The 25,895-nt window shown below is 44.4% G+C and carries 30 protein-coding genes and 2 pseudogenes; 20 read left to right on the forward strand and 12 right to left on the reverse strand.

Annotated features, from left to right (window positions below):
* The 3 genes and pseudogenes from NIES593_RS19765 to NIES593_RS19775 all read left to right on the forward strand — a co-directional run.
* The coding region (locus NIES593_RS19765) for a zinc ribbon domain-containing protein (RefSeq protein ID WP_139253760.1) at positions 1-186 on the forward strand (186 nt) is incomplete at its 5' end.
* A gap of 85 nt (positions 187-271) precedes the next feature.
* Positions 272-763 (forward strand): annotated as a pseudogene (locus tag NIES593_RS19770) (glutathione S-transferase family protein); the annotation flags it as partial.
* 330 nt (positions 764-1,093) lie between these two features.
* Positions 1,094-1,387, forward strand: coding sequence for a hypothetical protein (locus NIES593_RS19775; RefSeq protein WP_041393096.1), 294 nt, complete (start codon positions 1,094-1,096; stop codon positions 1,385-1,387).
* A gap of 335 nt (positions 1,388-1,722) precedes the next feature.
* Here the strand turns inward: NIES593_RS19775 and NIES593_RS19780 are convergent, their stop codons facing one another.
* The gene (locus tag NIES593_RS19780; protein ID WP_073601220.1) at positions 1,723-1,974 is read right to left on the reverse strand and encodes a hypothetical protein; all 252 of its coding nucleotides are present in this window, start codon (positions 1,972-1,974) and stop codon (positions 1,723-1,725) included.
* Between the two features lie 131 nt (positions 1,975-2,105).
* Between NIES593_RS19780 and NIES593_RS24350 the strand changes: the two genes are divergently transcribed.
* A complete protein-coding gene (locus tag NIES593_RS24350; RefSeq protein ID WP_175561185.1) occupies positions 2,106-2,249 on the forward strand; it encodes a hypothetical protein in 144 nt (47 codons plus the stop codon).
* A gap of 28 nt (positions 2,250-2,277) precedes the next feature.
* Here NIES593_RS24350 and NIES593_RS19785 read toward each other — a convergent pair whose 3' ends face one another.
* From NIES593_RS19785 to NIES593_RS19795, 3 genes are all read right to left on the reverse strand, one after another.
* Positions 2,278-2,568 (reverse strand): DUF2470 domain-containing protein, encoded by a 291-nt coding sequence (locus NIES593_RS19785; protein WP_073601221.1) that lies wholly within the window; start codon positions 2,566-2,568, stop codon positions 2,278-2,280.
* Between the two features lie 10 nt (positions 2,569-2,578).
* Positions 2,579-3,412: a cobalt-precorrin-6A reductase gene (locus tag NIES593_RS19790; protein ID WP_175561186.1), complete on the reverse strand. Its 834-nt coding sequence runs from the start codon at positions 3,410-3,412 to the stop codon at positions 2,579-2,581.
* Between the two features lie 68 nt (positions 3,413-3,480).
* Complete coding sequence (locus tag NIES593_RS19795) at positions 3,481-3,669, reverse strand: hypothetical protein (protein WP_073601223.1); 189 nt, start codon at positions 3,667-3,669, stop codon at positions 3,481-3,483.
* A gap of 200 nt (positions 3,670-3,869) precedes the next feature.
* Between NIES593_RS19795 and NIES593_RS19800 the strand changes: the two genes are divergently transcribed.
* Both NIES593_RS19800 and NIES593_RS19805 read left to right on the forward strand, forming a co-directional pair.
* Positions 3,870-6,401, forward strand: a complete 2,532-nt coding sequence (locus NIES593_RS19800; RefSeq protein ID WP_073601224.1) for a mannose-1-phosphate guanyltransferase — start codon at positions 3,870-3,872, stop codon at positions 6,399-6,401.
* Between the two features lie 198 nt (positions 6,402-6,599).
* Positions 6,600-7,100, forward strand: a complete 501-nt coding sequence (locus tag NIES593_RS19805) for a single-stranded DNA-binding protein (protein ID WP_073601225.1) — start codon at positions 6,600-6,602, stop codon at positions 7,098-7,100.
* Positions 7,101-7,243: 143 nt separating this feature from the next.
* Here the strand turns inward: NIES593_RS19805 and NIES593_RS19810 are convergent, their stop codons facing one another.
* Positions 7,244-7,849, reverse strand: coding sequence for a vWA domain-containing protein (locus NIES593_RS19810; RefSeq protein ID WP_073601261.1), 606 nt, complete (start codon positions 7,847-7,849; stop codon positions 7,244-7,246).
* Positions 7,850-8,221: 372 nt separating this feature from the next.
* Here NIES593_RS19810 and NIES593_RS19815 point away from each other — a divergent pair, with 372 nt between their 5' ends.
* On the forward strand, positions 8,222-8,542 hold the full coding sequence (locus NIES593_RS19815; RefSeq protein WP_073601226.1) for a hypothetical protein: 321 nt from the start codon (positions 8,222-8,224) through the stop codon (positions 8,540-8,542).
* Positions 8,543-8,629: 87 nt separating this feature from the next.
* Here the strand turns inward: NIES593_RS19815 and NIES593_RS19820 are convergent, their stop codons facing one another.
* The gene (locus NIES593_RS19820) at positions 8,630-9,418 is read right to left on the reverse strand and encodes an ABC transporter permease (RefSeq protein WP_073601227.1); all 789 of its coding nucleotides are present in this window, start codon (positions 9,416-9,418) and stop codon (positions 8,630-8,632) included.
* 18 nt (positions 9,419-9,436) lie between these two features.
* Between NIES593_RS19820 and NIES593_RS19825 the strand changes: the two genes are divergently transcribed.
* Positions 9,437-10,420 (forward strand): hypothetical protein, encoded by a 984-nt coding sequence (locus NIES593_RS19825; RefSeq protein ID WP_073601228.1) that lies wholly within the window; start codon positions 9,437-9,439, stop codon positions 10,418-10,420.
* On the opposite strand, the gene NIES593_RS25830 is transcribed toward NIES593_RS19825, so the two are convergent.
* Both NIES593_RS25830 and NIES593_RS19840 read right to left on the reverse strand, forming a co-directional pair.
* On the reverse strand, positions 10,417-10,587 hold the full coding sequence (locus tag NIES593_RS25830) for a hypothetical protein (RefSeq protein ID WP_217651980.1): 171 nt from the start codon (positions 10,585-10,587) through the stop codon (positions 10,417-10,419). The two genes, NIES593_RS19825 and NIES593_RS25830, sit on opposite strands and share 4 nt — an antisense overlap.
* A gap of 318 nt (positions 10,588-10,905) precedes the next feature.
* Entirely contained in the window at positions 10,906-11,886 is a 981-nt protein-coding gene (locus tag NIES593_RS19840) for an ABC transporter ATP-binding protein (protein WP_073601230.1), read from the reverse strand.
* A gap of 325 nt (positions 11,887-12,211) precedes the next feature.
* On the opposite strand from NIES593_RS19840, the gene tftA reads away from it, so the two are divergent.
* From tftA to NIES593_RS19865, 5 genes are all read left to right on the forward strand, one after another.
* On the forward strand, positions 12,212-13,516 hold the full coding sequence (gene tftA / locus NIES593_RS19845; protein WP_073601231.1) for a hormogonium tapered terminus morphoprotein TftA: 1,305 nt from the start codon (positions 12,212-12,214) through the stop codon (positions 13,514-13,516).
* Positions 13,517-13,545: 29 nt separating this feature from the next.
* Positions 13,546-14,118 (forward strand): DUF924 family protein, encoded by a 573-nt coding sequence (locus NIES593_RS19850; RefSeq protein ID WP_073601232.1) that lies wholly within the window; start codon positions 13,546-13,548, stop codon positions 14,116-14,118.
* A gap of 218 nt (positions 14,119-14,336) precedes the next feature.
* Positions 14,337-15,104: a YebC/PmpR family DNA-binding transcriptional regulator gene (locus NIES593_RS19855; RefSeq protein WP_073601262.1), complete on the forward strand. Its 768-nt coding sequence runs from the start codon at positions 14,337-14,339 to the stop codon at positions 15,102-15,104.
* Between the two features lie 79 nt (positions 15,105-15,183).
* Positions 15,184-16,548 carry a glycoside hydrolase 100 family protein gene (locus NIES593_RS19860; protein ID WP_073601233.1) on the forward strand — a complete coding sequence of 455 codons (1,365 nt, stop codon included), beginning with the start codon at positions 15,184-15,186 and terminating at the stop codon, positions 16,546-16,548.
* Positions 16,549-16,556: 8 nt separating this feature from the next.
* Positions 16,557-17,369, forward strand: a complete 813-nt coding sequence (locus NIES593_RS19865) for an RNA methyltransferase (RefSeq protein WP_073601234.1) — start codon at positions 16,557-16,559, stop codon at positions 17,367-17,369.
* 278 nt (positions 17,370-17,647) lie between these two features.
* Here NIES593_RS19865 and NIES593_RS19870 read toward each other — a convergent pair whose 3' ends face one another.
* Both NIES593_RS19870 and NIES593_RS19875 read right to left on the reverse strand, forming a co-directional pair.
* Positions 17,648-18,400, reverse strand: a complete 753-nt coding sequence (locus tag NIES593_RS19870) for a phycobilisome rod-core linker polypeptide (RefSeq protein WP_015143734.1) — start codon at positions 18,398-18,400, stop codon at positions 17,648-17,650.
* A gap of 143 nt (positions 18,401-18,543) precedes the next feature.
* On the reverse strand, positions 18,544-18,975 hold the full coding sequence (locus NIES593_RS19875) for a nucleoside deaminase (protein ID WP_073601263.1): 432 nt from the start codon (positions 18,973-18,975) through the stop codon (positions 18,544-18,546).
* Positions 18,976-19,157: 182 nt separating this feature from the next.
* Between NIES593_RS19875 and NIES593_RS19880 the strand changes: the two genes are divergently transcribed.
* From NIES593_RS19880 to serS, 5 genes and pseudogenes are all read left to right on the forward strand, one after another.
* Positions 19,158-19,409, forward strand: coding sequence for a hypothetical protein (locus tag NIES593_RS19880; protein WP_073601235.1), 252 nt, complete (start codon positions 19,158-19,160; stop codon positions 19,407-19,409).
* A 2-nt stretch (positions 19,410-19,411) separates the two neighbouring features.
* A complete protein-coding gene (locus tag NIES593_RS19885; RefSeq protein ID WP_073601236.1) occupies positions 19,412-19,729 on the forward strand; it encodes a hypothetical protein in 318 nt (105 codons plus the stop codon).
* A gap of 114 nt (positions 19,730-19,843) precedes the next feature.
* Positions 19,844-20,200 (forward strand): annotated as a pseudogene (locus tag NIES593_RS19890) (ankyrin repeat domain-containing protein); the annotation flags it as partial.
* The gene (locus tag NIES593_RS19895) at positions 20,187-21,077 is read left to right on the forward strand and encodes a SagB/ThcOx family dehydrogenase (RefSeq protein WP_073601237.1); all 891 of its coding nucleotides are present in this window, start codon (positions 20,187-20,189) and stop codon (positions 21,075-21,077) included. The pseudogene NIES593_RS19890 and the gene NIES593_RS19895, both read left to right, overlap by 14 nt.
* 115 nt (positions 21,078-21,192) lie before the next feature.
* A complete protein-coding gene (serS, locus tag NIES593_RS19900; protein WP_073601238.1) occupies positions 21,193-22,479 on the forward strand; it encodes a serine--tRNA ligase in 1,287 nt (428 codons plus the stop codon).
* Between the two features lie 30 nt (positions 22,480-22,509).
* Here serS and NIES593_RS19905 read toward each other — a convergent pair whose 3' ends face one another.
* Both NIES593_RS19905 and rppA read right to left on the reverse strand, forming a co-directional pair.
* Entirely contained in the window at positions 22,510-23,790 is a 1,281-nt protein-coding gene (locus tag NIES593_RS19905) for a sensor histidine kinase (RefSeq protein WP_073601239.1), read from the reverse strand.
* Between the two features lie 5 nt (positions 23,791-23,795).
* Positions 23,796-24,476: a two-component system response regulator RppA gene (gene rppA / locus NIES593_RS19910; protein WP_073601240.1), complete on the reverse strand. Its 681-nt coding sequence runs from the start codon at positions 24,474-24,476 to the stop codon at positions 23,796-23,798.
* Between the two features lie 124 nt (positions 24,477-24,600).
* Here rppA and NIES593_RS19915 point away from each other — a divergent pair, with 124 nt between their 5' ends.
* A complete protein-coding gene (locus NIES593_RS19915; RefSeq protein WP_073601241.1) occupies positions 24,601-24,987 on the forward strand; it encodes a hypothetical protein in 387 nt (128 codons plus the stop codon).
* Between the two features lie 160 nt (positions 24,988-25,147).
* Entirely contained in the window at positions 25,148-25,873 is a 726-nt protein-coding gene (locus NIES593_RS19920) for a precorrin-2 C(20)-methyltransferase (RefSeq protein WP_073601242.1), read from the forward strand.
* The last annotated feature ends 22 nt before the right edge of the window (positions 25,874-25,895 follow it).

Genomic DNA, 25,895 nt, shown 5'->3' on the forward strand with positions numbered 1-25,895 from the left:
AAAACTTGCTCTAGTTGTGGAACTATTAAAAAGACTCTCAAGTTATCAGAGAGAGGCTTTAATTGTGCTTGTGGATTTAGTTGTGATAGAGATTTAAACGCTAGTCATAACTTAGCGAAAATGGCGGTAAGCTCTACCGTTACAGTCTGTGGACAGAGTAGGTTACAGAAACTGATGTTTCAGTGACTCTGAATGAAGCAGAAATAAGACATCAGGATAGTGTCTAAGTCGATCTAACTTTATCCTATCTTGTCTAAGTTCTTAAGAGCGGATTCCTTACGAATTCGTCCTGCTCGATATGGAAGCTGGAGAACACCGAAAACCAGATTTTCTGGCAATTAATCCCATAGGAAAAGTTCCTGCGATTGTTGAGGGAGATTTCCGGCTTTGGGAATCGGGAGCAATTTTGCTTTATTTAGCGGAAAAATACGGCAAAATGCCCGAATCTTTGGAGGGAAAAAGCGCTATCGTTCAATGGGTAATCTTTGCCAATTCAACCTTGGCGACGGGACTTTTTGTCGAAAGCGTTCGGGAGCAGGAAACGCCGAAGTTATTGACACCACTCAATCAGATCTTCGATCGCCAGCCATTTCTATTAGGCGACGAGTTTACCGTAGCCGACGTTGCCGTTGGCTCGATTTTGGCTTACGTGCCGATGATGCTAAAGCTAGATTTGAGCGAATATCCAGCCGTTTTAAACTATATCAAGCGAATTTCCGAACGACCTGCTTTTGGAAAAACAATAGGCAAGCGTCCTGCCTAATTCTAACTCTAATACAATACTGTAGAGCTTTACGGACTAATTTAGCAGGAATTTTTACGGTTTTGCAAGGCATGTCTAAATCTTGTGCGATCGCTCCAGGAATCACTTCACAGTCAATAAAAAACTATCGGACTTATGCCATTTCTATAAGCAAGCAACGCCTTTCTAAAAAGATAGAATGGTAGTAGAAATAATCGCGTTTCTCTACTGTGTAGCACAGATAACAAAAAAAACAGAAAAAATTCTTACGAAAAGATAGGAATTTTCTGGTTGAGATAAAGTGAAAAGATGTGAGGCGCGATTGCTTTATATGGACAATTTGAAAACTTTATGAGTCATCCCTATTCATCTTTTGATTGCACTAGCGCAGATTTTGAAAAAGCCGCACTTAACCGTTTTCGGTCTTTAGTCACTTTTCTCCCTCAAGATTGTAAAGTTTTCCGAGAACCGTGGGACTGTTCTACCGTACTTTGTCTAGATTTTGTTAATTGTCCCGACTATCTTAACTCTGTAAAAAAACAAGCTCATTTGCTCGTGAGTGCCGCTCAAGAATTAGGACTAGCAAATGCAATAATTTTTAGAATTGGTAGTAAGTTTATGGGATGGAGGGGAAATAGTTATTAGTAACCTGACTTTTCACAGTATCTTTCTTGTGTGGGGGTCTTCAGTACCTAGTATGCTTAATTAGTAGTTAAAATGCCAATTAAGTAAACATTAAAATCTCGCCAAGAAATAAATTTCTTGGCTAACAGTATAAGTCCATTAAAATGGACTAAAAGCCTTATCTAGTCATCATTTAGTCCTAGAGGCGAGGACTTTCGCGTTCGAACTTGGGAATTCATTCCCTTGTTGAGTGAAGCGGAGGTACAAGATCTGAGTCTATTGAGGTTGGCGATCGCGTAATTTTTTAATACCTGTGATTGGGGTTTATAGAGCGCGATCGCCAACCTAATAAAGGTCTAGGGATTGCCCACAAAGCCAAACAGTTTGGCGAGTCCCCCTAGAATAGCGACAATCAAACCGATCAGAACACCTCGACTGATAAACTCTTGAGACTCGAAGCGTTTACCTAATCCATCCATTTTTTCCTCTAATCTGGCTTGCCCTACCTCTAGCTTGTTAAGACGTTCATCAATTTTGTCTAGCTTAGTATTGATTTGGGCTAGGACTTGATTTAAATCTGTCGTGACCTGTATTGGTATATTGGACATTGTGTTGTTATATACTGCCGTTGTCTAGTCAATGAGTCTCAAACGCAAGATACGTGTTTGTTATCTACTTAAAAATTCTAGTTCTAATTCGAATAGTTATGAGGAAATCATATCGTTTTATATGAATCTACATGATTGCATATGGCACTTTGCTCAGAACGCTTTTAGGACTTGACGATCATACAGAAGCAATTAACCTCAGTGGAATTTATAATCAAGTTCTCAGTGGTTTAGTCAAGATGATTACCTATCCAGATGATTGGTTGATTGACTAACTCCCCACACCTTCCACACTCCTCCTCCTTACGCCTGTACCTGCATTTGTCGAGCTTGTTTAACCATATCGATAAGTTTATAATGAGCGTCTTGGGCATCTTTGAGATCGCGATCGAACTTGATGCGAACGGGTACAGTTTCGCCTTTGATTTGAACCGCTAAATTCATCCCCTGGGGATCGATAGAAATCATCTGGGCGGTTTCAGCTTCGGGCGAATTCCCGAAGGCTTTGGCATAGAGAACCAAGGCATCGCCGTGATCTTCGTTCATGTGCTTGCAGATGCGATCGCTAATAACTGGCGTAATCGGTTCGGACATAATTATCTTCCTAATCGAGCAATAAATGTTGACGACAAAAGGCTATAACATCTGAGAGATTGCTAGTTTGCTGTGGATAGGCAACCTTCGGTCGGGCAATGACAATCAAAGAAACACCTAACTCTGCTGCAACGGATCGCTTGACATCTTCTCCTCCTGCTCTTCCAGACGCTTTAGTGACGACCAGAGAAATCTGCCATTGCTGCCATAAAGCTTTTTCTAACTCGGCACTGACAGGAGGGCGAAGGGCAATAATGCGATCGCTGCTAAAGCCAGCAGAAATAGCAACTTCTAACGAGTTTAGCGCAGGAAGAAGACGAGTAAATAATGTCGCTCGATTTTGCCACGGCTTAAATAAAGGTAAAGCTTTATAACCAACGGTTAATAATACCCGCTGTCCTAGAAGGTAATCGCCATTGACGAGCGTTTCAAGACTATCTAACTCGATCGCGCCCTTATCTAAGCTAGGAAAATTGACTGAAGGACGTTCGTAACGCAGGTAGGGAATCTGTTTTGTCTGGGCAGTTGCGATCGCGCCCTCAGAAACCGCTACGGCGTATGGATGAGAAGCATCGACGATGGCAACGATTTGCTCGCGCCAGCAAAACTTATCCATTTGGGAAATATCCATAGATGCTATCTCAATTTTTAAGTTTTGTCTCTGCGGATAGAGCGATCGGGCTGCACTAGTTGTTACAGTAACTGTACAAGGGAATTGTTCGGCTGCGATCGCTCTGGCAATTGTCGCGCTGTCGCTCGTTCCGCCAACAAGCCAAATTTTTCCCTTAGGAAAGCACAAGGATGGGGCAGAGAACGGAATCAATCTTTCTGTGTCATCCTTCATCCTGACCGAACCGACAAATTTTCAAATCAGTCATTGTTAGGAAATATGAGTCGATTAACTAGGGTTGCCTAACCTCTAAGTGCTTTTTGAAAGTTTTTTCGATAGGACGGATTCATAATGAGCAAAACGGGCCACAGCAAAGCTAACCGCGTGCGATTGGGCAAACTGCGATTAAAATTCGTGCGATCGAATCCTTTCCAGAACTTCCAAGCGCCCCAAATATAGGCAATGACCAAGATAACTCCTATCAGTTTCATCTCAACAACCCCTATTAGCCTTTTTTATTCCATTTTAAGAGAACTAATTCCCTTAAGGTACTTCTAAGACCTTTGAGGTGGCGTTTGTGGGGATGGTAGAATGCAAGGCAATCTTAACTTTAAGTAGGTAGAAAGCAACAGAAAGAGAACAAGCGAGTTGTTCTCTTAGTATAAAAGTATTAAAAAGGCAAGGAGGACTTATGCGCGCAGTGCTGATGGCTGGAGGTTCGGGAACGAGGCTAAGACCCTTAACCTGCGATCTACCAAAACCGATGGTACCCGTTCTAAACCGACCGATCGCAGAACACATCATCAATCTGCTCAAACGGCATCAAATTACGGAGGTTATTGCTACGCTTCACTATCTCCCAGATGCGATGCGAGACTATTTTCAAGACGGGAGCGAATTTGGGGTAGAAATGACCTACTCGGTAGAAGACGAACAACCTCTAGGTACGGCTGGCTGTGTCAAGAATATTGCCGAGTTGTTAGACAATACCTTTTTAGTCATCAGCGGCGATAGCATCACTGACTTTGACTTACAAGCTGCGATCGCCTTTCACAAAGAAAAGCGATCCAAAGCAACCATCGTGCTGACTCGCGTTCCTAACCCCATTGAATTTGGGGTCGTCATTACCGATAGGGAAGGACGCATTCGCCGCTTTCTAGAAAAACCCTCTACCAGCGAAATTTTTTCCGACACCGTTAATACGGGAACCTACATCCTCGAACCAGAAATTTTAGAATATCTACCTCCTAACGAAGAAAGCGACTTTTCTAAAGACCTTTTTCCCTTACTTTTGCAAAAAGACGAACCCATTTACGGATTTATTGCCGAAGGATACTGGTGCGATGTCGGTCATCTCGATGCCTATCGAGATGCCCACTACGATGCCTTACAAAGAAAAGTCAAACTAGATTTTGCCTACGAAGAAAAATCTCCCGGACTGTGGATCGGGCAAAATACCTACATCGATCCCACTGCCAAGGTAGAAGCGCCAGCGATTATCGGCAACAATTGCCGTATCGGTCCGGGAGCCAACATTGAAGCTGGAACGGTCGTTGGCGACAATGTTACTATCGGTGCAGGCGCAGACCTCAAGCGACCGATTATCTGGAATGGCGCTACCATCGGCGACGAAGCCCACCTAGCTGCCTGCGTCATTGCCAGGGGCACGAGAGTCGATCGCCGCGCTCAAGTCTTAGAAGGAGCAGTCATCGGGTCGCTCTCCACTATCGGCGAAGAAGCCCAAATCAGTACGGGAGTCAGAGTCTGGCCCAGTAAGCGCATTGAATCGGGGGCAATTTTAAATATTAATTTAATCTGGGGCAGCACCGCCCAACGCAACCTCTTCGGTCAACGGGGCGTTTCCGGACTGGCCAACATCGATATCACGCCAGAATTTGCCGTCAAACTTGGGGCTGCCTATGGTTCGACCTTAAAACCCGGTTCTCAAGTGGTGGTTTCCCGCGACCAACGTAGCGTCTCTCGCATGGTTAGCCGTTCTATTATTGCAGGTTTGATGTCAGTGGGAGTTCACGTGCAAAATCTAGAGGCAACGGCTATTCCCATTGCGCGTACCATGACCCCGAAGCTGGGCGTGGTAGGTGGCATTCACTCGCGGGTTCATCCCGATCGCCCGGACTCGATTCTGATCGAATTTTTCGATTCGCAGGGAATTAATATTTCAAAAGCGAAAGAAAAGAAAATTGAAGGAGCTTATTTTAAAGAAGACCTGCGACGCGCTTCCATTCAGGATATTGGCAATATGTCAATTCCTTCGCAAGCTCAGGTACTCGATACTTACAGAAAAACTTTTGAAACCCAGCTTAATGTGGAAGCCATTCGCCATAGCGGCTCAAAAATCGTCATTGACTATGTTTATGGAGTTTCGGGAGCAATTTTGCCAGAATTGCTCTCCAAGTTCGGCTGCGATGCAGTGGTTCTCAATGCCAGTTTGCGCCAAACAGCTATTTCAGCAGAAGAACGCGAGGCATTGCTCGGTCAACTCGGTCAAGTAGTAGAAGTCCTCAAAGCCAATTTGGGAGTTCAGGTATCGGCAAATGGAGAACAATTCATATTAGTCGATGAATCTGGACTGGCGATTCGGGGCGAACAGTTGACAGCTTTGATGGTGAATATGATTCTTACCGCTTATCCGAGAAGTACGGTAGTCGTTCCGGTACACGCCTCCAGCGCGGTAGAACAAATTGTCCGCCGCCACGATGGAAAGGTCATTCGCACAAAAGCCAACCCAACGGCATTGATGGAAGCGTCTCAGGATAATCCCAACGTCGTTTTGGGCGGTAGCGGCGAAATGGGCTTTATCTTCCCCCATCTCCATCCGGGATTCGATGCTATGTTCAGTATTGCTAAACTGATCGAAATGCTGACCATACAAGAGCGATCGCTGGCTCAAGTTCGTACCGAACTGCCGCGCGTTTATCATAAGTCCTACACCCTTCGCTGTCCTTGGAAGGTAAAGGGAGCTTTGATGCGATATCTTGTAGAAACCCACACAACAGAAGAGCTACAGTTGATCGATGGCGTAAAAGTCATCAATCCTCGCAACGACAATTGGGTGTTGATTTTGCCCGACGCAGGAGAGCCGCTAGTTCATATCTTTGCCAACAGCGACGATCGCGATTGGGTCGATCGCGCTCTTAAAGATTATCGAGGGCGCGTTCAAGAATTTATCGACCGAGAACAGAGCGAGATCGCAACCGTTTAGGAAACTCCCGGACAAGGAGACAAGGAGAATTTTAAATTTCTGTACGGGCGGGTTTAGTCTTGTTAATCTGGAGTTAGATTGGATGTTTTGAGAATTAAACTCGCTCCTGCTCCTAAATTCTCCAACAAAAGACAAAGGACTCACAAATAAAGTACAAATGTTCTATACTAAGAATAATCAAAAAGGAACTCAATTAAGATGAATAGCTGTATTTTAATGGCAACAATCGTTCGCAAGCCGGAACTGCGTCACACGCCCGATGGAGTTCCCGTCACTGACATGTTAGTGGAGTTTGAAGGGACAAAACCGGAGGAGCGATCGACCTTATTAGTGGTTGGCTGGAGAAATTTAGCCGAAGAGATGGCACAAAACTATTCTGAAGGCGATCGCGTTATTATTGAAGGCCGTCTCTCGATGAAAACAGTCGATCATCCAAAAGGATTCAAAGAAAAAAAAGCTGAATTGGTTGCATCTCGCATTTATCATATCGAGGGGATGGCTGTCTCAACTGCTCCGTCAGTCAAAGCTGCTTTTGAAGGAAATCGCCCAACTGCTGCGACTGTTCGTCATTCAAAAGCTCCTGCACCGACACAGACACAAAGCGATCGGTTTTCTGAGCTAGAAGCTGAAACGATAGGAACGCCCAAAGAACCCGTTTCTACGGTCGCTGAAGGGGATTTGGATGACATTCCTTTCTAAAGGTCAATAAAGCCTGCCGAGTATCCGTTGGCGTTAGCGTAGCGGAGCCGAAGGCTCTCAGCGTCTTTAAAGGAGATAGCGATAGCTAGAGTTGGTTGTCTTACCCCCGCTAGAACTCGTAGCTAGTTTAGCGGCGGGAATATTCATGCAGCGATCGCCTTGAGTAAAACATCGCTCAGCGTCATGCCTTCCATCTCGTCAATCGTAATAGTACTAACAATATCAAATTTGGCTCCGGCATCTTTGAGTCGATCGTCTAAAGCTTTAAGAAACTCTGTTGCTTTTTTATCTTTCCCCACTTGAATCAGAAAAATCGCTAGTTCTTTATCGCAATCGATCGCGCAAGACGCTTCGATAATCTCCCGCATCACCGCTTTGCGATCGTAGGGTTCGCCATCCGTAATTACCAAGATAGTTTCTCCGTTCGGCTTAGTCTTCCCCGCAGCTTTGCGCTGAAAATAGTTATCCAAAGCATCCTGAAGTACGCTAGCCAAATCGCTACGACCCATGGGCTGGTTTTCCTCATAAATTTTCGCGACTCGATCGGAAGTCACATTATCGTATCGCTTAAAGCGACCGGAAAACAAATATAAGGTAATGCCGTCAGGATCGAACTTTTCGCATTCTTTAGCCAAAGCTAGCGTACACTCTTGGGCAGTTTCCCAACGAGTCTTACTACCTGGTCGATCGGAAGTGGACATGCTGCCACTCTTGTCGATGATGAGCGTATAATCGCGATCCCGAACGATAGAATTTCCTTCCACGCGGTTGAATAACCTCCTACAAATTGTAATTGGCTTTCTACTTCTAGCCTATTACAGGATATGAGAAAGTTTGGAAAAATCCCTAATTTCCTTGGGATCGGCGATTGGCACGGTCAAATTCACAATTCGCAATTGACATCGACGATCGGAGCGCTTCGCTATTCCCCCATACTCAATTCAGCCAACATCTGTAGCACTCTTATTTTCAATAATATTACTTATACCGCTGATGACATAAAAGACATCGATTGTAAATTCATATTGCGACTCTTTAGAAAAATCTTTAAATATAGTCTAGAACAAAGATCGTAGCCTTAACCTAGAGCATTAAACTAATACGATTTTGGGATAAGTACGATGGAAAAAGAAATTCAAAGATATCGTATGATCTGTACTCTGACTTTTGGCGATATCTATGGGCAAATTATTGTCTGGTTGATGGTTATCTTCATAACGCTGGCTACTACCTTGGCCTTGTGGAGCAGCACTCGTCAAATCTATGCCTTAGCCACGGTAGGGATCGTTCTGGTTCTGTCATTGCCATTTTTGCTGTTTGCATTCGTGACTACTTTATTAAACCATATAGAGTTTGCTCCTATAGAAGAAGCAACTACTCGCACGTCTTCGACTCCCAGAAACGCCAGCCCATCTCAAAAAGCAGCCGAAGCTGCAAGCTAAATTCAGTTACCAGTTATCAGTTACCAGTTACCAGATATTTGTCGCTCGCTTATGACTGTTTACTGGTTATTGTGCGCTGGTAACTGATTATGCTCCCATTCCTGAATATTGTTGCAGTCCTCGCCGCCATAGCCAACGGTTGATAATGAAGAATAGAATTCCCCATCCCAAGGTAATTAAGGCTCCGCGAATAAAATTAACTGGAAAACCGACCAGTAATGCTGCCGGGAAATATAAGAAATAGGGCAGTGGAGTCCAGAGAACAATTTCCCGGACGAGCGGCGGAAAAACTTCTAGAGGAGCGATTAGTCCGGACAGAAAGATATAGAATAAAAACCAAAATTGTTCGATCGCACTTGCTCGTTCCGTCCAAAAGGCAAACATAGCAAATGAATACTGACTCAAAAAACGCAGCGCAAATGCCATGACAGTTGCGATCGCAAAAAGCAAAAATTCTTTAGGACTTGGTATCCAAAACGCTTGGGGATAAAGCCAGAAAAAGAGAACGATTAGCACGATCGCCAGCGGCAGGCGGGTCATTTTTTCTGCGATGTGCCTAGCAATATGATGCCATACCGGATCGATGGGTTGCAGCAGTCGAAAGGACAACTGACCTTCTACCACTTCCCTTTCAAATTCCCAGATGACCCAAATCGTTGTAAATTGTCGGATTATGAAAACTGCGAAAAAGTAGCGAGCAAAATCGACCGAACTAAAACCAAAATCTCCCTGTTGCGATGCTTGAATCCAAACTCCCATTAAAATAAGCGGTAAAGAATTTGAGAGCGCCCATAAAAATATCTCGGCTCGATATTCGAGCATGTGAGCGTAGTGGGTTAATAACAGGGTAGTCGCCTGTTTCCATATCCATTTCATGATTCGTTATTTCTCAATATGAAGGCAGTTCGTACTACTTTACTCATTTTTTACTGGTGTATTCCTTGTTTGACGATTTTATGGTTATTAAATTTATTTTACTTCAATCGCTTTTTTGAAACCCCAATCCTATCTCCTCGCGCTCCCCTCGATTATCCTTATAGTTTTGCGATCGCAACCTTTGTTTCTCTATGTTGTAGCGCGATCGCGATCTGGGTTTATCAAGAACGCAGAAGCAACTTTAACCCTTTAATTATTTGTTTGGGAGCTTTTATTGGTTTTTTAGGTAACGTTTTGATTATCACTAAGGTAGATAATTACAATCGCTCTATTGGGATTGCTTTTTTCTTTGTATTGGCAACCACTTTATTGTCAGTTTTAATCTTTCTAATTTTGGGATTTTTTATTGCTTCTGTTCCCAAGAAAACAAAAGGCTATCTTTTAAGATCGTCCCTAGAAACCGCCTCGAAAATTTCTTTAGCCTTGCTGATTTATCTTTTTCCCTTTGCAATTATTTTTGGGTTAACCATTTTTCTAGCCTGTCAATTTCCAGCTCAGAAAACGCCATCTTTTTCTCAGAGATTGCTTTATGGCAGTCCTTTATTAGCTACAATTTTAATTCCTTATTTCCTGCTTATTAATACTTCTTTTCCTCCGGGAACGATTATTCCTGCTAACATTCGACACGAGTGGGGATTAAGAAATTTTTCATATACCTACGAAGGAGAAAGCAACCGCCTCGAAGCTTGCAAACTTATTACAGACTATATTGGAGATGTCAAAACAACCGCTCTTGTAGAAGATAATAATGCGCTTTATAGAAGCCTTTCCCCAAGCGATAGCTATTCTATGTTTACGTTAGAATTAATTGGCACTAAAGGCATTGCGATCGCAAAAGTTTGTTCGTCAACGCGCTGTCCCCGCACTAATTTTATCGGCATAATTAAATCGAAGTCAGGCTCTCAAGAAATAGATATTTCTCCTTGTTTGAATTTGAATTAATGAAGTTTCTTCATCTTCCGGCAAATCGCCCAATCCAGTAATGGCACAAACATCACTTCCATCTTGGCTTGCAGGCGATTGAATTGATGCTCTAGTCGGTCAAATCGACTTCTAAATTCGCTTTCTATGCGATCGAGTCGAGCATAAACCTGCTCAAACTTAGTCATCCACATGATTTTCCATCGCACTAAAAACCTCGGTAATTCTTCCGTCAGGCTCCATATCTAATACCAATTTTCAGGTTTTCGCGATCGACATTCTTCTCCCCTCTCCCAAATNGGGAGAGGGGTTGGGGGTGAGGGCGATCGACTATCTGTGTCATTAATGAATGAAAAATGGTATAACTCTAGCGTTTTGATCCGCTCTACTGCTTGCGTCAGTTGCCTTCGTATTTGATTAATACGTTTGTTTTGTTCTAGCTCGCTCATTGTTGGATTATGGGTATTACTCTTATCTCGTCCTATTTTTTGTCTCCATTTCGATCGTCAAACCACTCCCGTACTGAAAAGACGACCGATAACATCTTCAATAGGAGGTTCGGTCACGCTTAAATCGATTACTTCTAATTGAGCAAGAATTTGAGAAATCGTTGTTGTTAATTTCTCTCGCCGCACGAGAAAACGAACTTCTTGTCCTTCTACTGTCTCAATCTCGCCGTATCGAGCCAATTTTTCTGGCGGCATCGGATGCGCCAATTCTACTCTCACTTCTCGACAGGGTGCAAACCGTTCTAGCAGTTCTTCTAAACTCCCGTCGTACATTAACCGTCCCTGATGAATCAGAATGACTCGCTTGCACAAAGCGGTAATGTCTGCCATATAATGACTGGTCAGCAAAATCGTCGCTTGATAGCGTTGGTTGTATTCTTTTAAAAATTCCCGGACGGCAGCTTGGGCATTAACATCTAAACCCAGCGTCGGTTCGTCTAAAAATAGCACTTGCGGGTGATGGAGAAGGGCTGCTAACAGTTCCGCTTTCATGCGTTCGCCGAGAGAAAGCTTGCGCACTGGTTGAGTTAGTTTTTCTTGCAAAGAAAGCATCTCGGCGAGTTCTTGCAGTCGTCGCGCAAAGATCCTGTCGGGAATTTTGTAGACGGCAGCATTGATTTTGAGGGAGTCGAGGGCAGGTAAATCCCAGAGTAGCTGTTGTTTTTGCCCCATGACTAAGCTAATCTTCTCTAAAAACTGCGGCTGTCGGCGAAAGGGAACGTAACCTGCGACTTCTACTCGTCCGCTAGAGGGATGAATAAGTCCTGTCAGCATTTTCAGGGTAGTGGTTTTTCCTGCACCGTTAGGACCCAAAAATCCTACCATCTCTCCCGCTTCTATTTGAAAGGAAATATCTTGTACGGCTTTGACTTGTCGGTAGGTACGGCGGAAAAAATGGGTTAACGTGCCTTTTAGACCCGGTTGTTTGATGGCAACCGGATAGATTTTGGTTAAGTGTTCGACATCGATAACGGGCATTGTTTTGTGTTTGAAAGGTGCAATCCGCGAAGCGATGACCTAAGAAATCGCCTATTTTACGGCTTATAGTAAATTGAAAATGAGTTAGAGCGAGCGTTTAGATTTTGGAGAAGCTGCCGCACGTTCTCGGAGAAGGTTCTTTTAATGGTAAAGTGCAGGTATCTTGAAAAGCGCGAGCGAGACGTATGCCCTCCGGACACGCTACGCGAACGCACTACAATATTTATAATTCATTTAATGAGAACTTGTCTTGCGATCGCTTACAAATATAAACCTAAAATAAACTCGGACGCGATCGCAACGAAAACTCAATTTCTCCTGCATTATGGGCAGAATTTTTCTTTGGACGGGTCATGCAAAACAGCCAGGATTTTTTTGTGCTCAAAAAGTTGCAGCAACCGAGCAGATGGTAATGCTGCGAGATGGGATCGTTGCCGAACTGCGATCGCGCGGAGCCGAAGTTTTTGTCGTACCCGACGATTTGAGTCTATCTAATTCTATTCAATGGATTAACGATCGCTCTCTTCCTACAGATGTAGCTTTAGCGATTGAGAATAGCAGCGATTGCCTTCAAGGAACGAGCATTTTTTACATCGCTAACAACGCCGAACGCAAAAAACACGCCGAACTCCTTTCACTATTCTTAATTCGCAGTCTGCCTCAACTAAATAGTCAGGGATGCCAACCCGATACTGTTACAAAAATGGGAAGGTTAGCCTTTTGCCGTCAAGCGAACATTCCTTCTTTATTGATAAAAATCGGTTCTTTGAGTAATTCCAATAGCGATTTCGATCGCCAAATGACGATAGGATTGGCTGACGGATTGATAGCTTGGAGTCGCGAGGTTGCCAATTTTGTTCCCAATTCCAGCTATCCCAATATCGATATCGAACTCAATCATCAAACCTATGAAGAACGGGGAATTCTGGTTAATGGCAATGCCTATATTCCTATCGATTTATGCGATCGTTTGGGAGTTGATTTCACTGAGTTTGACGATATTCGTTTGGTTTGGGATCGAGGGGTCGTTTATCTCAAAGCAATTGAGTTGCGCGATCGCAATTTTTCAGTTACCTGGGATCATTTAAGTCAAACGGTTATTTTGCGATCGATTTTGTCGATCGATCGCGATCGAATCGATTGCATTATGGGGCAGGGAAATACTTCAGACGTACAGATGATGATTTTCCTCAAAGCCAATAATGAAAATGCATTAGATAAGTTCTCCGATTTGCCCAAAATTTATCGAGAAGAGGGAACAATTGAGGGAGTTAACTATGACATTGCTTTCTGTCAAATGTGTTTAGAAACCGATTTTTTACGCTTTGGAGAAAGTTTTCAGTTTTCTGAGAATAATTTTGCTAATTTAGGTTCTGTAGATAGCAGCGAACATTTAGCTACATTTCCCGATCCTCGTCTCGGCGTTCGAGCGCAAATTCAACATTTAAAAGCTTATGCCAGTTTAGAACCTTTAGTTCAAGAGGTAGTCGATCCGCGATTTTATTTAGTGCGGCGAGGAGTTGCGTCTAAAGTCTCTCAGCTATCGGGAAGATGGTCGGCAGATTTATCTTATGGAAATCGAATTATGGCAATGCTAAGGCGACTATATGAATCAACTAATTTATTATAGACATTCTTTCAAACTTATCTTGGTTTATAATGCAATTTGAAGACATTTTAGAGTTTTGGTTTGGCAAACCCAAAGCTGCTAATTATGGCAAACTTCACAAAGAGTGGTTTATTAAAAATATAAATTTTGATAAAGAAGTGCGATCGCGCTTTCTAGAGACTTATCAAAAAGCTGCATCAGGGAAATTAAACTCGTGGCAAGAATCGCCCCTAAGTTGTCTAGCTTTGATTATCGTTTTAGATCAATTCCCTCGCAATATGTTTCGGGATAAACCACAGGCTTTTGCCACAGACGAACTAGCCTTAAAATTTGCTAAATACGCTTGCGATCGCGACTTCGATAAAGAACTTTTATCCGTGCAACGCTGGTTTATTTATTGCCCGTTTGAACACAGTGAAAATCTCGAAGATCAGCAAAAAGCAGTCGAATTATTTTCGACTTTAAAAGACGATCCTGACAGTGCAAGTGCTATTGATTACGCCTACCGCCATCTAGAAGTTATCAAACGTTTCGGACGCTTTCCCCACCGAAATAAAATATTAGGTCGCCAAAGTACCCCAGAAGAAGAAGAGTTTCTCAAGCAACCCGGTTCATCTTTTTAGAGGCTATTTATTAAGGTAAGTGGTTAGTCGTTAATTGTCTCAAAAGTCCCCCAATCTCCCACTCCTCCGAATTCTAACTCCGCCGCGCACCTAACCCCTCTGACAGGGGGGATAGCCTCCGAACAGCGCCGACTTCTGAATTCCGACTTTCGACTTTCCCCCGTCTCCCCGCTTGCCGTAGTAATCTAGATCGAAGGGATTGGATGATTAAACTAGATATGGCAGGACATAGTAAGTGGGCGAACATTAAACGTCAAAAAGCTAGAGTCGATGCAAAAAAAGGTAAGACATTTACCCAGTTATCTCGTGCCATTATCGTAGCGGCGCGGCATGGCATTCCCGATCCGGCAGGCAATTTTCAACTGCGGACGGCGATCGAAAAAGCCAAAGCAGCAGGAATTCCCAATGAAAATATCGATCGCGCAATCGCCAAAGGAGCGGGAACTTATCAAGACGATGGCGTTATCCTAGAAGAGATTCGCTACGAAGGATACGGGCCCGGCGGCGTCGCAATCTCGATCGAAGCCCTCACCGACAATCGCAATCGCACGGCAGCGGAATTGCGGGCTGCTTTTAGCAAAAATGGTGGTAACTTAGGGGAAACAGGCTGTGTTAGCTGGATGTTTGAACAAAAAGGCGTTGTCAGCATCGAAGGAGAAATCGAAGAAGATGCCCTTTTAGAAGCCTCCGTAGAAGGCGGTGCGGACACCTATAAGTTAATCGAAGACGAAGACACAAAGGGGGCGGAAGTCTTTACAGAAGTGACAAATCTGGAAAACCTCTCTCAGACGTTGAAAGAGAAAGGATTTAACGTTACCGATGCAGAATTACGCTCGATACCCAATCATAGGATAGAAGTGACCGAGCCAGAACAAGCGCGATCGCTCCTAAAACTCATCGATACGCTAGAATCTCTCGATGACGTGCAAAGCGTAACGGCAAACTTTGAAATGGCAGATGAGTTAATGGCTGTCGCGATAGCGTGAAATTTTAAAGATATCGCTTTCGAGAGAGTTTTCTATAACTAAAAAAGGAAATATAAATTTTTAAATCTATAGGGTTGAAATGACATACGATCGTAACCTAACAGAGAACGCCTGGAAAGCGCTAGAAGACTCGATTATTTATTACTGCGATCGCCCAGTCGGTACGGTAGCGGCACGCGACCCCAGCGTAGAAGCACTTAATTACGATCAGTGCTTTATCCGCGATTTTGTTCCTTCAGCCCTCGTATTTTTGTTTAACGGACAAACAGAGATCGTTCGCCACTTTTTAATCCAGACCTTAAAACTGCAAATTAAGGAGAAACAGCTTGATTTTCTAGAACCCGGACGCGGTTTGATGCCTGCCAGCTTTAAAGTGACCCATGAGAATGAGGAGCAATATTTAAAAGCCGATTTTGGCGACCATGCCATTGGTAGGGTGACTCCCGTTGATTCTTGTCTGTGGTGGCTGTTTCTCCTGCGGACTTATGTCAAAGCAACGGAAGAATATTCTTTCGCTCATACGCCCGAATGTCAAAAAGGGATTCGCCTAATCATGGAATTGTGTCTGGCGGCACGTTTTGACATGTATCCGACGTTGTTAGTTCCCGATGGGGCTTGTATGATTGACCGACGCATGGGAATTAACGGTCATACATTGGAAATTCAATCGCTATTTTATGCCGCTTTACGAGCAGCTAAAGAACTGCTTTTAGACAATCCAGAAAACGCTAAGATCAATCAAGCCGTTAAAAATCGATTAGAACCTCTCGTCTATCACGTTCGCCAACATTATTGGCTAGATATCGAACGATTGAATGTCATTTATCGCTACAAAAGTGAAGAATACGGAGAAAAAGCACTCAATCAATTTAATATTTATTCTGATTCGATTCCCTATGCTCAACTGAGCGAATGGCTGCCAGAAGACGGCGGTTATTTAGCAGGAAATTTGGGACCTTCTCAACTCGATTGTCGCTTTTTTACCCTTGGAAATTTGGTTGCGATCCTATCTTCATTAACCTCAGAAAAACAGTCTCAAGCACTCATGAATGTTATTGAAAGTCGATGGGACGATTTGATTGGCTATATGCCAATGAAAATTTGTTTTCCCGCTCTTAAAGATCGAGACTGGCAAATGATTACGGGATGCGACCCCAAAAATCGTCCCTGGTCGTATCATAATGGCGGAAATTGGCCGGTTTTATTGTGGCTTTTAACGGCAGCAGCCCTAAAAACAGATAGAGAAGAAATCGCTCGTAAAGCCATTCACATTGCTGCAAATCGTTTGCTCAAAGATGAGTGGGCAGAGTATTACGATGGCAAAAATGGAAGATTAGTCGGTCGAGAAGCTAGAAAATATCAAACCTGGACGATCGCGGGTTTTTTATTAGCTCAAGAATTAATTAATCATCCTAAATATTTAAAGCTTATTAGTTTTGCGTGACAACAAAGATGGCTAAATTAAGCAACCTCAGAATTGTTCTCGTCGAACCAGCAGGCGCTTTAAACGTGGGTTCGGTGGCGCGGGTGATGAAAAATATGGGGTTGGAGCAGTTGATCTTGGTTCAGCCGCACTGCGATCGCAACTCCGATGAGGCGCGGCAAATGGCAGTACACGGCATTGATGTCTTAGAAGGAGCGATAGAAGTCGATAGCTTGCCAGAAGCCCTCAAAGGATGTCACAGAGCGATCGCGACTACATCCCGCAGCCGCACGCTCACGACTCCCCTAGAATCGCCGCGCATTGCTCTCCCTTGGTTGCTGGAAGAAAATATTACTTCTGCCCTAATCTTTGGACCCGAAGATCGGGGATTGAGCAATGTAGAACTCAACTACGCGCAGCGATTTGTCGGCATCCCTGCCAATCCCGAATATCCTTCGCTCAATCTAGCGCAAGCCGTTGCCGTCTGCGCCTACGAACTCTATCAAATCACTCTCGAACAAGAAGGCGAAAGCGCGCGATCGATCCCATCCTCTAGAACCGATGTAGCCACGCTAGATGCTCTAGAAGGATACTACCAACATTTAGAATCCGTATTGCTCCGCATGGGCTATCTCTATCCCCACACTGCCGCCGCCCGCATGGAAAAATTCCGCAGCCTCTACAATCGAGCTAATCTCAGCCACGAAGAACTCGCTTTGTTGAGAGGAATTCTCGGACACCTAGACTGGATTTTACAACTCGTCCCCGCTCGAAGAGAAAGGGAGATAGGGGGACGGAGAGACAAAAGAGAATTGGGAGAGTGGGAGACAACTAACAACTAACTACTGTACGGACGGGTTTTTGACAGTAACTGTGGAGAAATCTCTCGCGTTTTTAGGATAAACTCTCCCCTGCTAACTACTCCCCCATCCTTTCATCGAATCACTGGTAACTGTCTTAACTGTCTCCTGCATAAAAGCCTTCAGACTCCTAAGACTGATAACTGATAACTGATAATTGACAACTGAATAAGAGACAGCCTCAGATTCACAGAATAATCTATTTCTTTAATTCAATCATCCTGCCAATCCGCGACTATCTCTCGTTTAAATACAAGCGATTAGCGACGAGGAACAGAAGCCTCGATATTGATATTCATCGCTGAAACTCTGGGAGTTGGATTGCCTCTGGCGCTGCTTAAGCTGCGTGCCATATCTAAGTACAGAGAAGGATCGCCTGCTTTGGGTTTCTTCTCTTGGGGCGTAAAGCGCTTGACTTCGTTTTGCCAAACGATTTGGGGGAAGCCCAGGATACGGCGATAGTAGTCATCATAGCGCGGAGACTTGATGTTGAAAGGCAGCTCGCCCTTCTCGCGGCTGGGTAAATTCCGGCGCCGCTGATAGGGAACTGTATCGTAACCAAAGTTTTCTAGGTACTCGTCGCTGTTAAGCAACTGGTCTACCAATCCTTTGATTCCTTTTGTCGCAACTACGATAGACCAAGCAATCTTTTCGCGCTGATTGTAAACATCGCGTCCCAAGACTCGCTGAACGCATTGTTCGACAAAGCGATAATTGCTGTTTTTTTCGTAGAAGCTGTTGTAGAAAGTCTTTGAGAGCAGCAAGCCGCGAATAAAGTCCCGCACGGTAATCTGTCCGTTGCGGAGTTGAGATTCTAAGAAAGGCTCGCGATCCCACTTGAAGGCATGGAAAAAGATCTGGCGGTATGCCGCTTCGATCAAGTCATCCATGTCGCTAGGGGAAAGCAAGTTTTCTGTCGTGAAAATTTTCGGCTGCTCGTCGCCAGGAACTTCATATCCAGCAACGCGCGTATTTGGACAGGTTGGCTTGTAATCTAATAGAGGAATAGCCAAATTTGAACCTCCGTTATCTTAGAAATGCTTAAAAACAGTCATCCTAATCATAAGGGAGTTGGTGCCTTTACGCGGACGATTGTTAAGAATTGTTACAAGCATTAAGATAAACTGTTCCTCATGCAGCTACTGGGAATACGACCTCACTTTCCAATATCTTCATTCCAAAGCTGAGGCTTCTGGGCAATAAAATCTTTCATCAACTGCTTACATTCATCTAAATTGAGGTCGATCGTCTCAACGCCGTGAGACTCCATAAATTCTCTGGCACCAGCAAAGGTTTCTGACTCTCCGGCAATGACTTTTTTAATCCCAAATTGCACTACCGCCCCCGCACAGAGATAGCATGGCATTAGGGTTGAATATAAAACCGTATCGTCGTACTTGCCGATCCGACCTGCATTGCGCAAACAGTCAATTTCTGCGTGGGTCACGGGGTCGTTATCTTGGAGGCGCTTATTATGACCCCTTCCGATAATTTTGCCATCTTTGACCAGAACCGAACCGATAGGAATTCCTCCCTCGCTCAATCCTTGCCTCGCTTCTGCAATGGCTGCTGCCATGAAACTATCGATGTTTTGCGTCATTGTCGATCGCTCGAATTAAGGTAACTACTATTTTCCTTTCCTTTATTTAATCGATTATCTCGTTTTGCGATCGATTTTCTCGTTTTATGTCAATGTGGCTTTTAATACGGCTTTCTCTATTTCATCAAAAATAAGCTTTTAATCAGATCGCAAAATACTATCTATTTGTCATGACCGAAGAACGCCAAAGCCAGTATTTACGTTTGATCGAGCAGTTAATGCGCTGCCCCAACGGTCAAGAACCCGAAGTATTAGATACAAATTCAGATTTGCTGGATGCTGGCTTAGTGCAAACCATGATGCAAGTGGCAACGATGTTTGCCCATGAGAATAATCCAGATGGGGCAAAGTTTCTCATCCATATTGCTCGCGAACTAGCCAAACAACTCGGATTGTACCCGCAAACGCCCGTACAGGAATAGCTATGGAAATAACCGCACCCGAAGCAGAAGAACTGGCTTTATCCTTTCTAGTTGAAGATTTGGAAATTCCTCCAGACGAGCAAGATTATTTCGCCGTCCTCAACTCTCGTCCCATTGGGGAAGACTGGTATGTCGTAGAAATCGGCGTAGAAGGATTTCCCGATAAATGGGTGATTCAGGTATACGATACTCACGAATGCGATCCCTGCTATACGTTTGTCTCTCCCATGCCTCCTACGGAAGCTAATACTGACTTAGACGAATTGCCGCAGTCGCTAGCTGAGGTATTGCTGACACATCGAAGCGAACAAAAAGTTTAATTGGGCAATGCTACGACGATGAATATAACGATAGGTAAAAATGCCCAGCAGTGGATGCGCGATCGCGGCTACAATCCCAAAAATCTCGAACAACGGTGAGATAATGGCGATACAGCCATAATGAAAGCAACTAGAGAAGGAGAACTTGCCATTGTCAAAGAATTGCTCGATACAGGAGCAAATGTTAATTCTAGAAATAACGATGGCAATAATGCGCTTTGGTTTGCTTGTTTTGGCAATTACGAGAATTTAATTCATCTACTCGTCAAAGCCAAAATCGATCTTAACAACCAAAACGACAATGGAACGACGGCACTGATGTATTCAGCCTCATCAGGAAAGGCAAAAATTGTAAAACTTTTGTTGGAAGCTGGGGCTAATTATAATCTCAAGAATTTGGACGATTTTAAGGCAATAGATTTTGCTGCTACAGTAGAAGTTCTCAAGCTTTTAAAGAATGTTAGTTACTAAAAGTACCGGACAGAAATATCACACCGCCACAAAACATTCTTATCTTTCTGTCCAAATAGATCCAAATTATGTAGATGCTTCTACTCAACTAGGAGCCATTGAGGCTTCTGCCTATCTTCACGATCGCGATATTCAAATAATCTTTGATTTTGACAAGATAGCTCTCAATGAAGATTTAGGTTTCGAGAATAAAGAATTTATTACTGCTTGCGTTGTTGCTGGAGAAATTGGAGAAAAATCGGTCAGAAAACTCAGGGATAAGATTCCTTTTGTCTGCGCAACTGACTATTTCGAGAAAAATTCATTTGTAGAAGCAGGATATCAAAATACAATTTTACCTGAGAGCGAAAAACAAAAACTTTTATTGCCTCAGTTTCAGTTTGACAAGGAAAGATATTTAGAGGCAGTTTTAAATAGGCGTTCTGCTAGATATTTCGAGCGATCGCGTTCTATTTCTCAAGCTAATTTTCTGCAAATCCTCCAAGTCCTCGCTCAACCAATTCCAACAGAAATTGTTGAGGATATCGAGCTTTATTTTGCCATCAAGCGCGTTGAAGGCATAGAGTCTGGTTTATACCGAAGCGATCGCATTAATGTAATTTCTAGAATAAAAGCCGGAGATTTTAGCGAGAAGACGGGTTATTTATGCATCAATCAAGCTATTGCTAAAAATAGTGCAGTTACGCTATTTTTGGTTTCTGACTATAGAAATTATCAAACTGCAACGCAACTGGTGAGTTTGTTAGGGCAAAGACTGTATTTAGTCAGCGAATATTTAGGTCTTAGCTGTAGCGGAATTGGCGCTTATCATGATGATGAAACCCAGGAATTTTTAGAGACAGATAAAGATGTTCTTTATGCTATGGCAATTGGTTGAAAAGGTTGCGATCGCATCGCTTTATCCCGTCCCTTTTAGTTGTCTGACTTCCAACTCGGCAGAGCGATCGGCTATCCTAGCATAGTGTCAGATCGAGCAAGGGGTTAAGTCATCGGTGTTAGACCTTAAGCAAATCCGAGAAAATCCAGACCAGATTCAAGAATTACTCAATCGCCGTAGCGCCTCGAACGAATACGATCTCGCGCCGATATTAGAGTTAGATCGGCAACGGCGAGAACTCGAAGCAATGCGAACTCAATTACAAGCTCGCAGCAACGAAATTGGTAAACTATACGGTCAAAAGATTAAAAGTGGCGGCGATCCTAATAGCGCAGAAATTAAAGCCTTAAAAGAAGAAGGGAACGAAGTTAAGGCGAAATTAAGCAACTTAGAACCCCAGGAAAAAGAAATCAAAGCGCAAATAGAAAACCTTTTATTGCAGCTTCCCAACCCACCCAGCGAATCGACTCCCATCGGTAAAGATGAAACGGACAACGTAGAAATTCGCCGTTGGGGAGATGAATATATCCCGCAAAACCCTAAAATTATTCCTCATTGGGACATTGGGGAGAAGCTGGGCATCCTCGATACCGAACGTGCGGTTAAAGTCGCTCAAGCTCGTTTTGTGAACTTGATTGGGGCAGGTGCGGCATTGGAAAGGGCTTTAATTAATTTTATGCTCGATCGCCAGATTGCTGCTGGATACCTGGAAGTCATGCCACCTGTCCTTATTAACAGCACTTCCTTGCAAGGGACGGGACAATTGCCCAAATTTGCCGAGGAAAGCTTTAAATGCCAAGATGATGACTTATGGCTAGCGCCTACGGCGGAAGTTCCCGTGACCAATCTCTATCGCGACGAAATTCTCGATGCGGCGCAATTGCCGATTAAGCACTGCGCCTATACGCCTTGTTTTCGTCGGGAGGCAGGAAGTTATGGCAGAGATACGCGCGGATTGATCAGACTGCACCAATTCAATAAAGTCGAGTTAGTCAAAATCGTCCATCCCGATACCTCAGAAGACGAACATCAAGCCTTAGTCAAAGATGCAGAAGCAATTTTACAAGCATTAAAATTGCCCTATCGCGTCATCGAATTATGTACGGGAGATTTGGGATTTGGGGCGGCAAAATGCTACGACTTAGAAGTCTGGCTGCCGTCTGCGGGGACTTATCGGGAGATTTCCAGTTGCTCCAATTTTAGAGATTTCCAGGCGCGACGGGCAAACATTCGCTTCAAAGAAGCTGGCAAGAAAGGAACGCAATTCGTCCATACCCTCAATGGTTCGGGACTGGCAATCGGGAGAACCATGGCAGCGATTCTAGAAAATTACCAACAATCCGATGGTACGGTCAAGATTCCAGAAGTCTTGCAACCCTACCTCAAGCGCGAGACTTTGTAGTGTTTTAGTAGTGGGTGTGGCAGGAAAAACCTACCCCACAGGCAAGCAGATCTGAAACTTCGTGCCTTTGCCGAGGGTGCTTTCTACCGCAATCTGACCGCCATGTGCTTCAATAATTTGTTGTGCGATCGCCAGTCCTAACCCAAATCCCCCTGTTTGTCGCGATCGCGCTTCGTCTACTCGGTAAAAACGCTTAAAAATATGGGGAAGATCGGCTTGAGGAATACCAATGCCATTATCCTCGACTTCGATGAAAACTCGACGCACTTTTGTCAACAGCTTGAGCTGAACGGTACCGCCGGAAGAAGTATATTTACAAGCATTGTCGAGCAAGTTCTTAACGGCTTGCGATAACAGTGCCGAGTCAGCATTAAGTTTGAGAGGCTCTAATGGAAGGTCAGCAATCAAGTTTAAGTTACGTTCCGCTGCCAGTGTTTGATATCGATCGACCGAAGATTTCAGTAAATCGACCAGATCGATCTCTTTTAAATCTTGAGGATTTAATCGTCCTTCGTGACGCGCCAAGAACAACAGATTATCGATCAGGGAACTCATTGACTTAGTAGTTTGGACGATCTTTCCCAAGCGCTGGCGCTGTTGTAGGCTATCTTCAACCGGAGCGAGCAAACCAACCTGAGCGTTGCTCAAAATCGCTGCTACGGGCGCTCGCAACTCATGAGAAGCATCTGCGGTAAAGCGTTGTAGTTGTTCGTATGCCCGTCTGGATGGCTGCATTGCCAGTCCGCCTAGAATCCAGCCGACTAAACCCGTTAACCCCAGCGTTAAAGGGACTCCTAGCGACAAAAACAGCCGCGTCTGCTTTAAGTTTTCTTGAATGGGACTCAAACAAGCGGCAACTTGCAGATAAGCGATCGCTGTCTCATCCTGTTTGATAGGAAGCGTCAACTGACGCAGCCATTGTTGGTCAGAGACTTCATTATTGTTGCCCTTGAGGCTTTGATAGCCGGGGGCTGAGGATAATTTTTTTGGGGCAGCAGTACCAATAAATTGCACCAGTTGTCCCCGTGCGTCATACCAACGGATATAGGCAATTTCCGTTTCAATCTCAAGGGGTGGGGCATCGCCTTCTTGCAGAGAAATCTTCTCGGCGTTTATCTGCCAGCGCCCCTTCTCTAGCTCATAGTCGGTTTTAGCATTGATCCGTTTAGTTTGTGCGTAAAGCGTTTCGTCAAAAGCACGAATGCGATCTTTGAGTTGCAGGTAATAAATCGTGAAGGCAAAGAGAATCAAAATGCTCCCCATTGAGAGAGTAAACCAGTAAGCGAGGCGGCGACGGCTACGATGAAACATAAAATTTAGCTTTCTTTTGGGGTATTAAGGCGATAACCCATTCCGTAAACGGTTTCCAACCAATCTTTAGCGCCAACCGACTCCAAGCGCTGCCGCAGTCGCCTGACTAGCGTCGTTACAGCATTACTTTCCGGTTCGGTTCCCCAACTCCAGAGCGCCTGTTCGATTTGGTCGCGAGATAAAATGCGATCGCTATGACGCATTAGATACTCCATCAGTTGAAACTCGCGGACTGATAGTTGAATTTTTTCTTGTCCTCGCTCTAGGGTTAAACTGGTCAGATGCAAATGCAAATCGACTGCACTTAGTATATCTCCCTGCCAAAGTGGCGATCGCCGTCCCAATGCTCGCACCCGCGCCAGCAATTCGGGAATGTCTACGGGTTTAACCAAATAGTCGTCTGCACCGGCATCTAAACCATTAACTTTGTCAGCCGTCGTATCTTTGGCAGTCAACATCAGAACTGGCGAGGTTTTCCCGCCCTCTCGGTACTGACGACACAGACTCAGTCCGCTGATTTTGGGTAACATCCAATCCAAAATTAACAGGTCGTAATCTTTCTCGTTCATCAACCACTGAGCGGTATGGCTATCCTCCACGGCATCGACGATATGTCCTGTCTGGGATAAGGCTGCTTGTAGGGGTTCTAATTGAGCCGGATCGTCTTCAACAAGGAGAATCAGCATGACTTGAGTGCGATTGGGGAGCCTATCTACTGCTAGCTGAATTTTCTACATACTAATCAATTCTGCTGAAAATTGGCTGCGAGATAAACGAGATAGAATAGAGTTCTGATTGACTAGGGTTTTGATGCGCAGACCTCAATGGCTTGAATTTTTGGGTTCTTTAGGATTGGAGTTTTGGCTGCCTTTACCGCTTCTCGGACTGGGATTGTGGCTGGTGACTGGCTCGATTAGCGATCGCAATTTGAGTCGTCCTCAACCGACGATGGGCGAACTGAGAATTGCTCGCAACGTTCGACCCTCCTCGGATTCAGTGCTACTGATTCACGTAAAAATTAAGCAAAACTCAGGCGTTTCTCTGGTTAGAGTCAAGCAAGCAACCAGGGTTTTTCAAAAGCAAGAGTTTGAATTATCAACGACGGAGTTGGCTCGCGTTGAAGTAGAAATTGCTAAAAAACTCGACCTATCCGTCGAGGAAATTAGACAGCTAGCACGCTATCAAGTAGAAGATTGAGACTCGCTGCCAAGAGACGCTAGCCGCTGCGCCCTATGCCAGCAGAGTCGTCCGAGCAACGCTCCCAGCCAAATAAGGTATAAGAGCTTCGGATTCAAAACTTCTGGCCAAGTAGCTCGGTAAAATAACTCGGTAATGATATTTTTAAGCTAGGATAGCCGTGCAAATCGGAATTCTCTATGGGATTAGTTTGGGAACGGGCGACCCGGAATTAATTACGGTCAAGGGATTGCGCTTGCTACAAAAAGCTTCGGTCGTCGCTTTTCCGGCTGGGCTGGGCGGCAAACCGGGCATCGCCGAACAAATTGCCTCTCCTTGGCTGGACGCAAACCAGCAGAAGTTAGCGTTGCACTTTCCCTACGTGCAGGATGAGGCAGTGTTGCAACAAGCTTGGCAGGAAGCAGCCAAACGGGTTTGGCTGCATCTGAAGTTGGGTCATGACGTAGCTTTTGTCTGTGAAGGCGATATCAGTTTTTATAGTACGTTTACTTATTTAGCACAAACCTTAGTAGCGCTTCATCCAGAAGCCGTTATCGAGAGAGTGCCGGGGGTTTGCTCTCCTATGGCGGCGGCGGCTGAGGTGGGAATGCCTCTAACCGTCCGCAGCGATCGCTTGGTCGTATTACCTGCCCTTTATACCGTCCAAGAGTTAGAAGCCATTTTAGAGTGGGCGGACGTGGTGGTGCTGATGAAGGTGAGTTCGGTTTACGATCGCGTTTGGCAAGTTTTACAGCAGCGCGATTTGCTCGATCGCTCTTGGGTCGTCGAACGAGCGACGTTTCCCGATCGCGTTATTTACATCGATCTGCGCGATCGTCCTTCTCTAAAACTCTCCTACTTTTCTCTCCTCGTCATTTCTGTCAAGCAATCGTTGCGTTCTCAATGAGACAAAATATTACGCTCTGTTG

This window comes from Hydrococcus rivularis NIES-593 (assembly GCF_001904635.1).
Lineage (GTDB): Bacteria > Cyanobacteriota > Cyanobacteriia > Cyanobacteriales > Microcystaceae > Hydrococcus > Hydrococcus rivularis.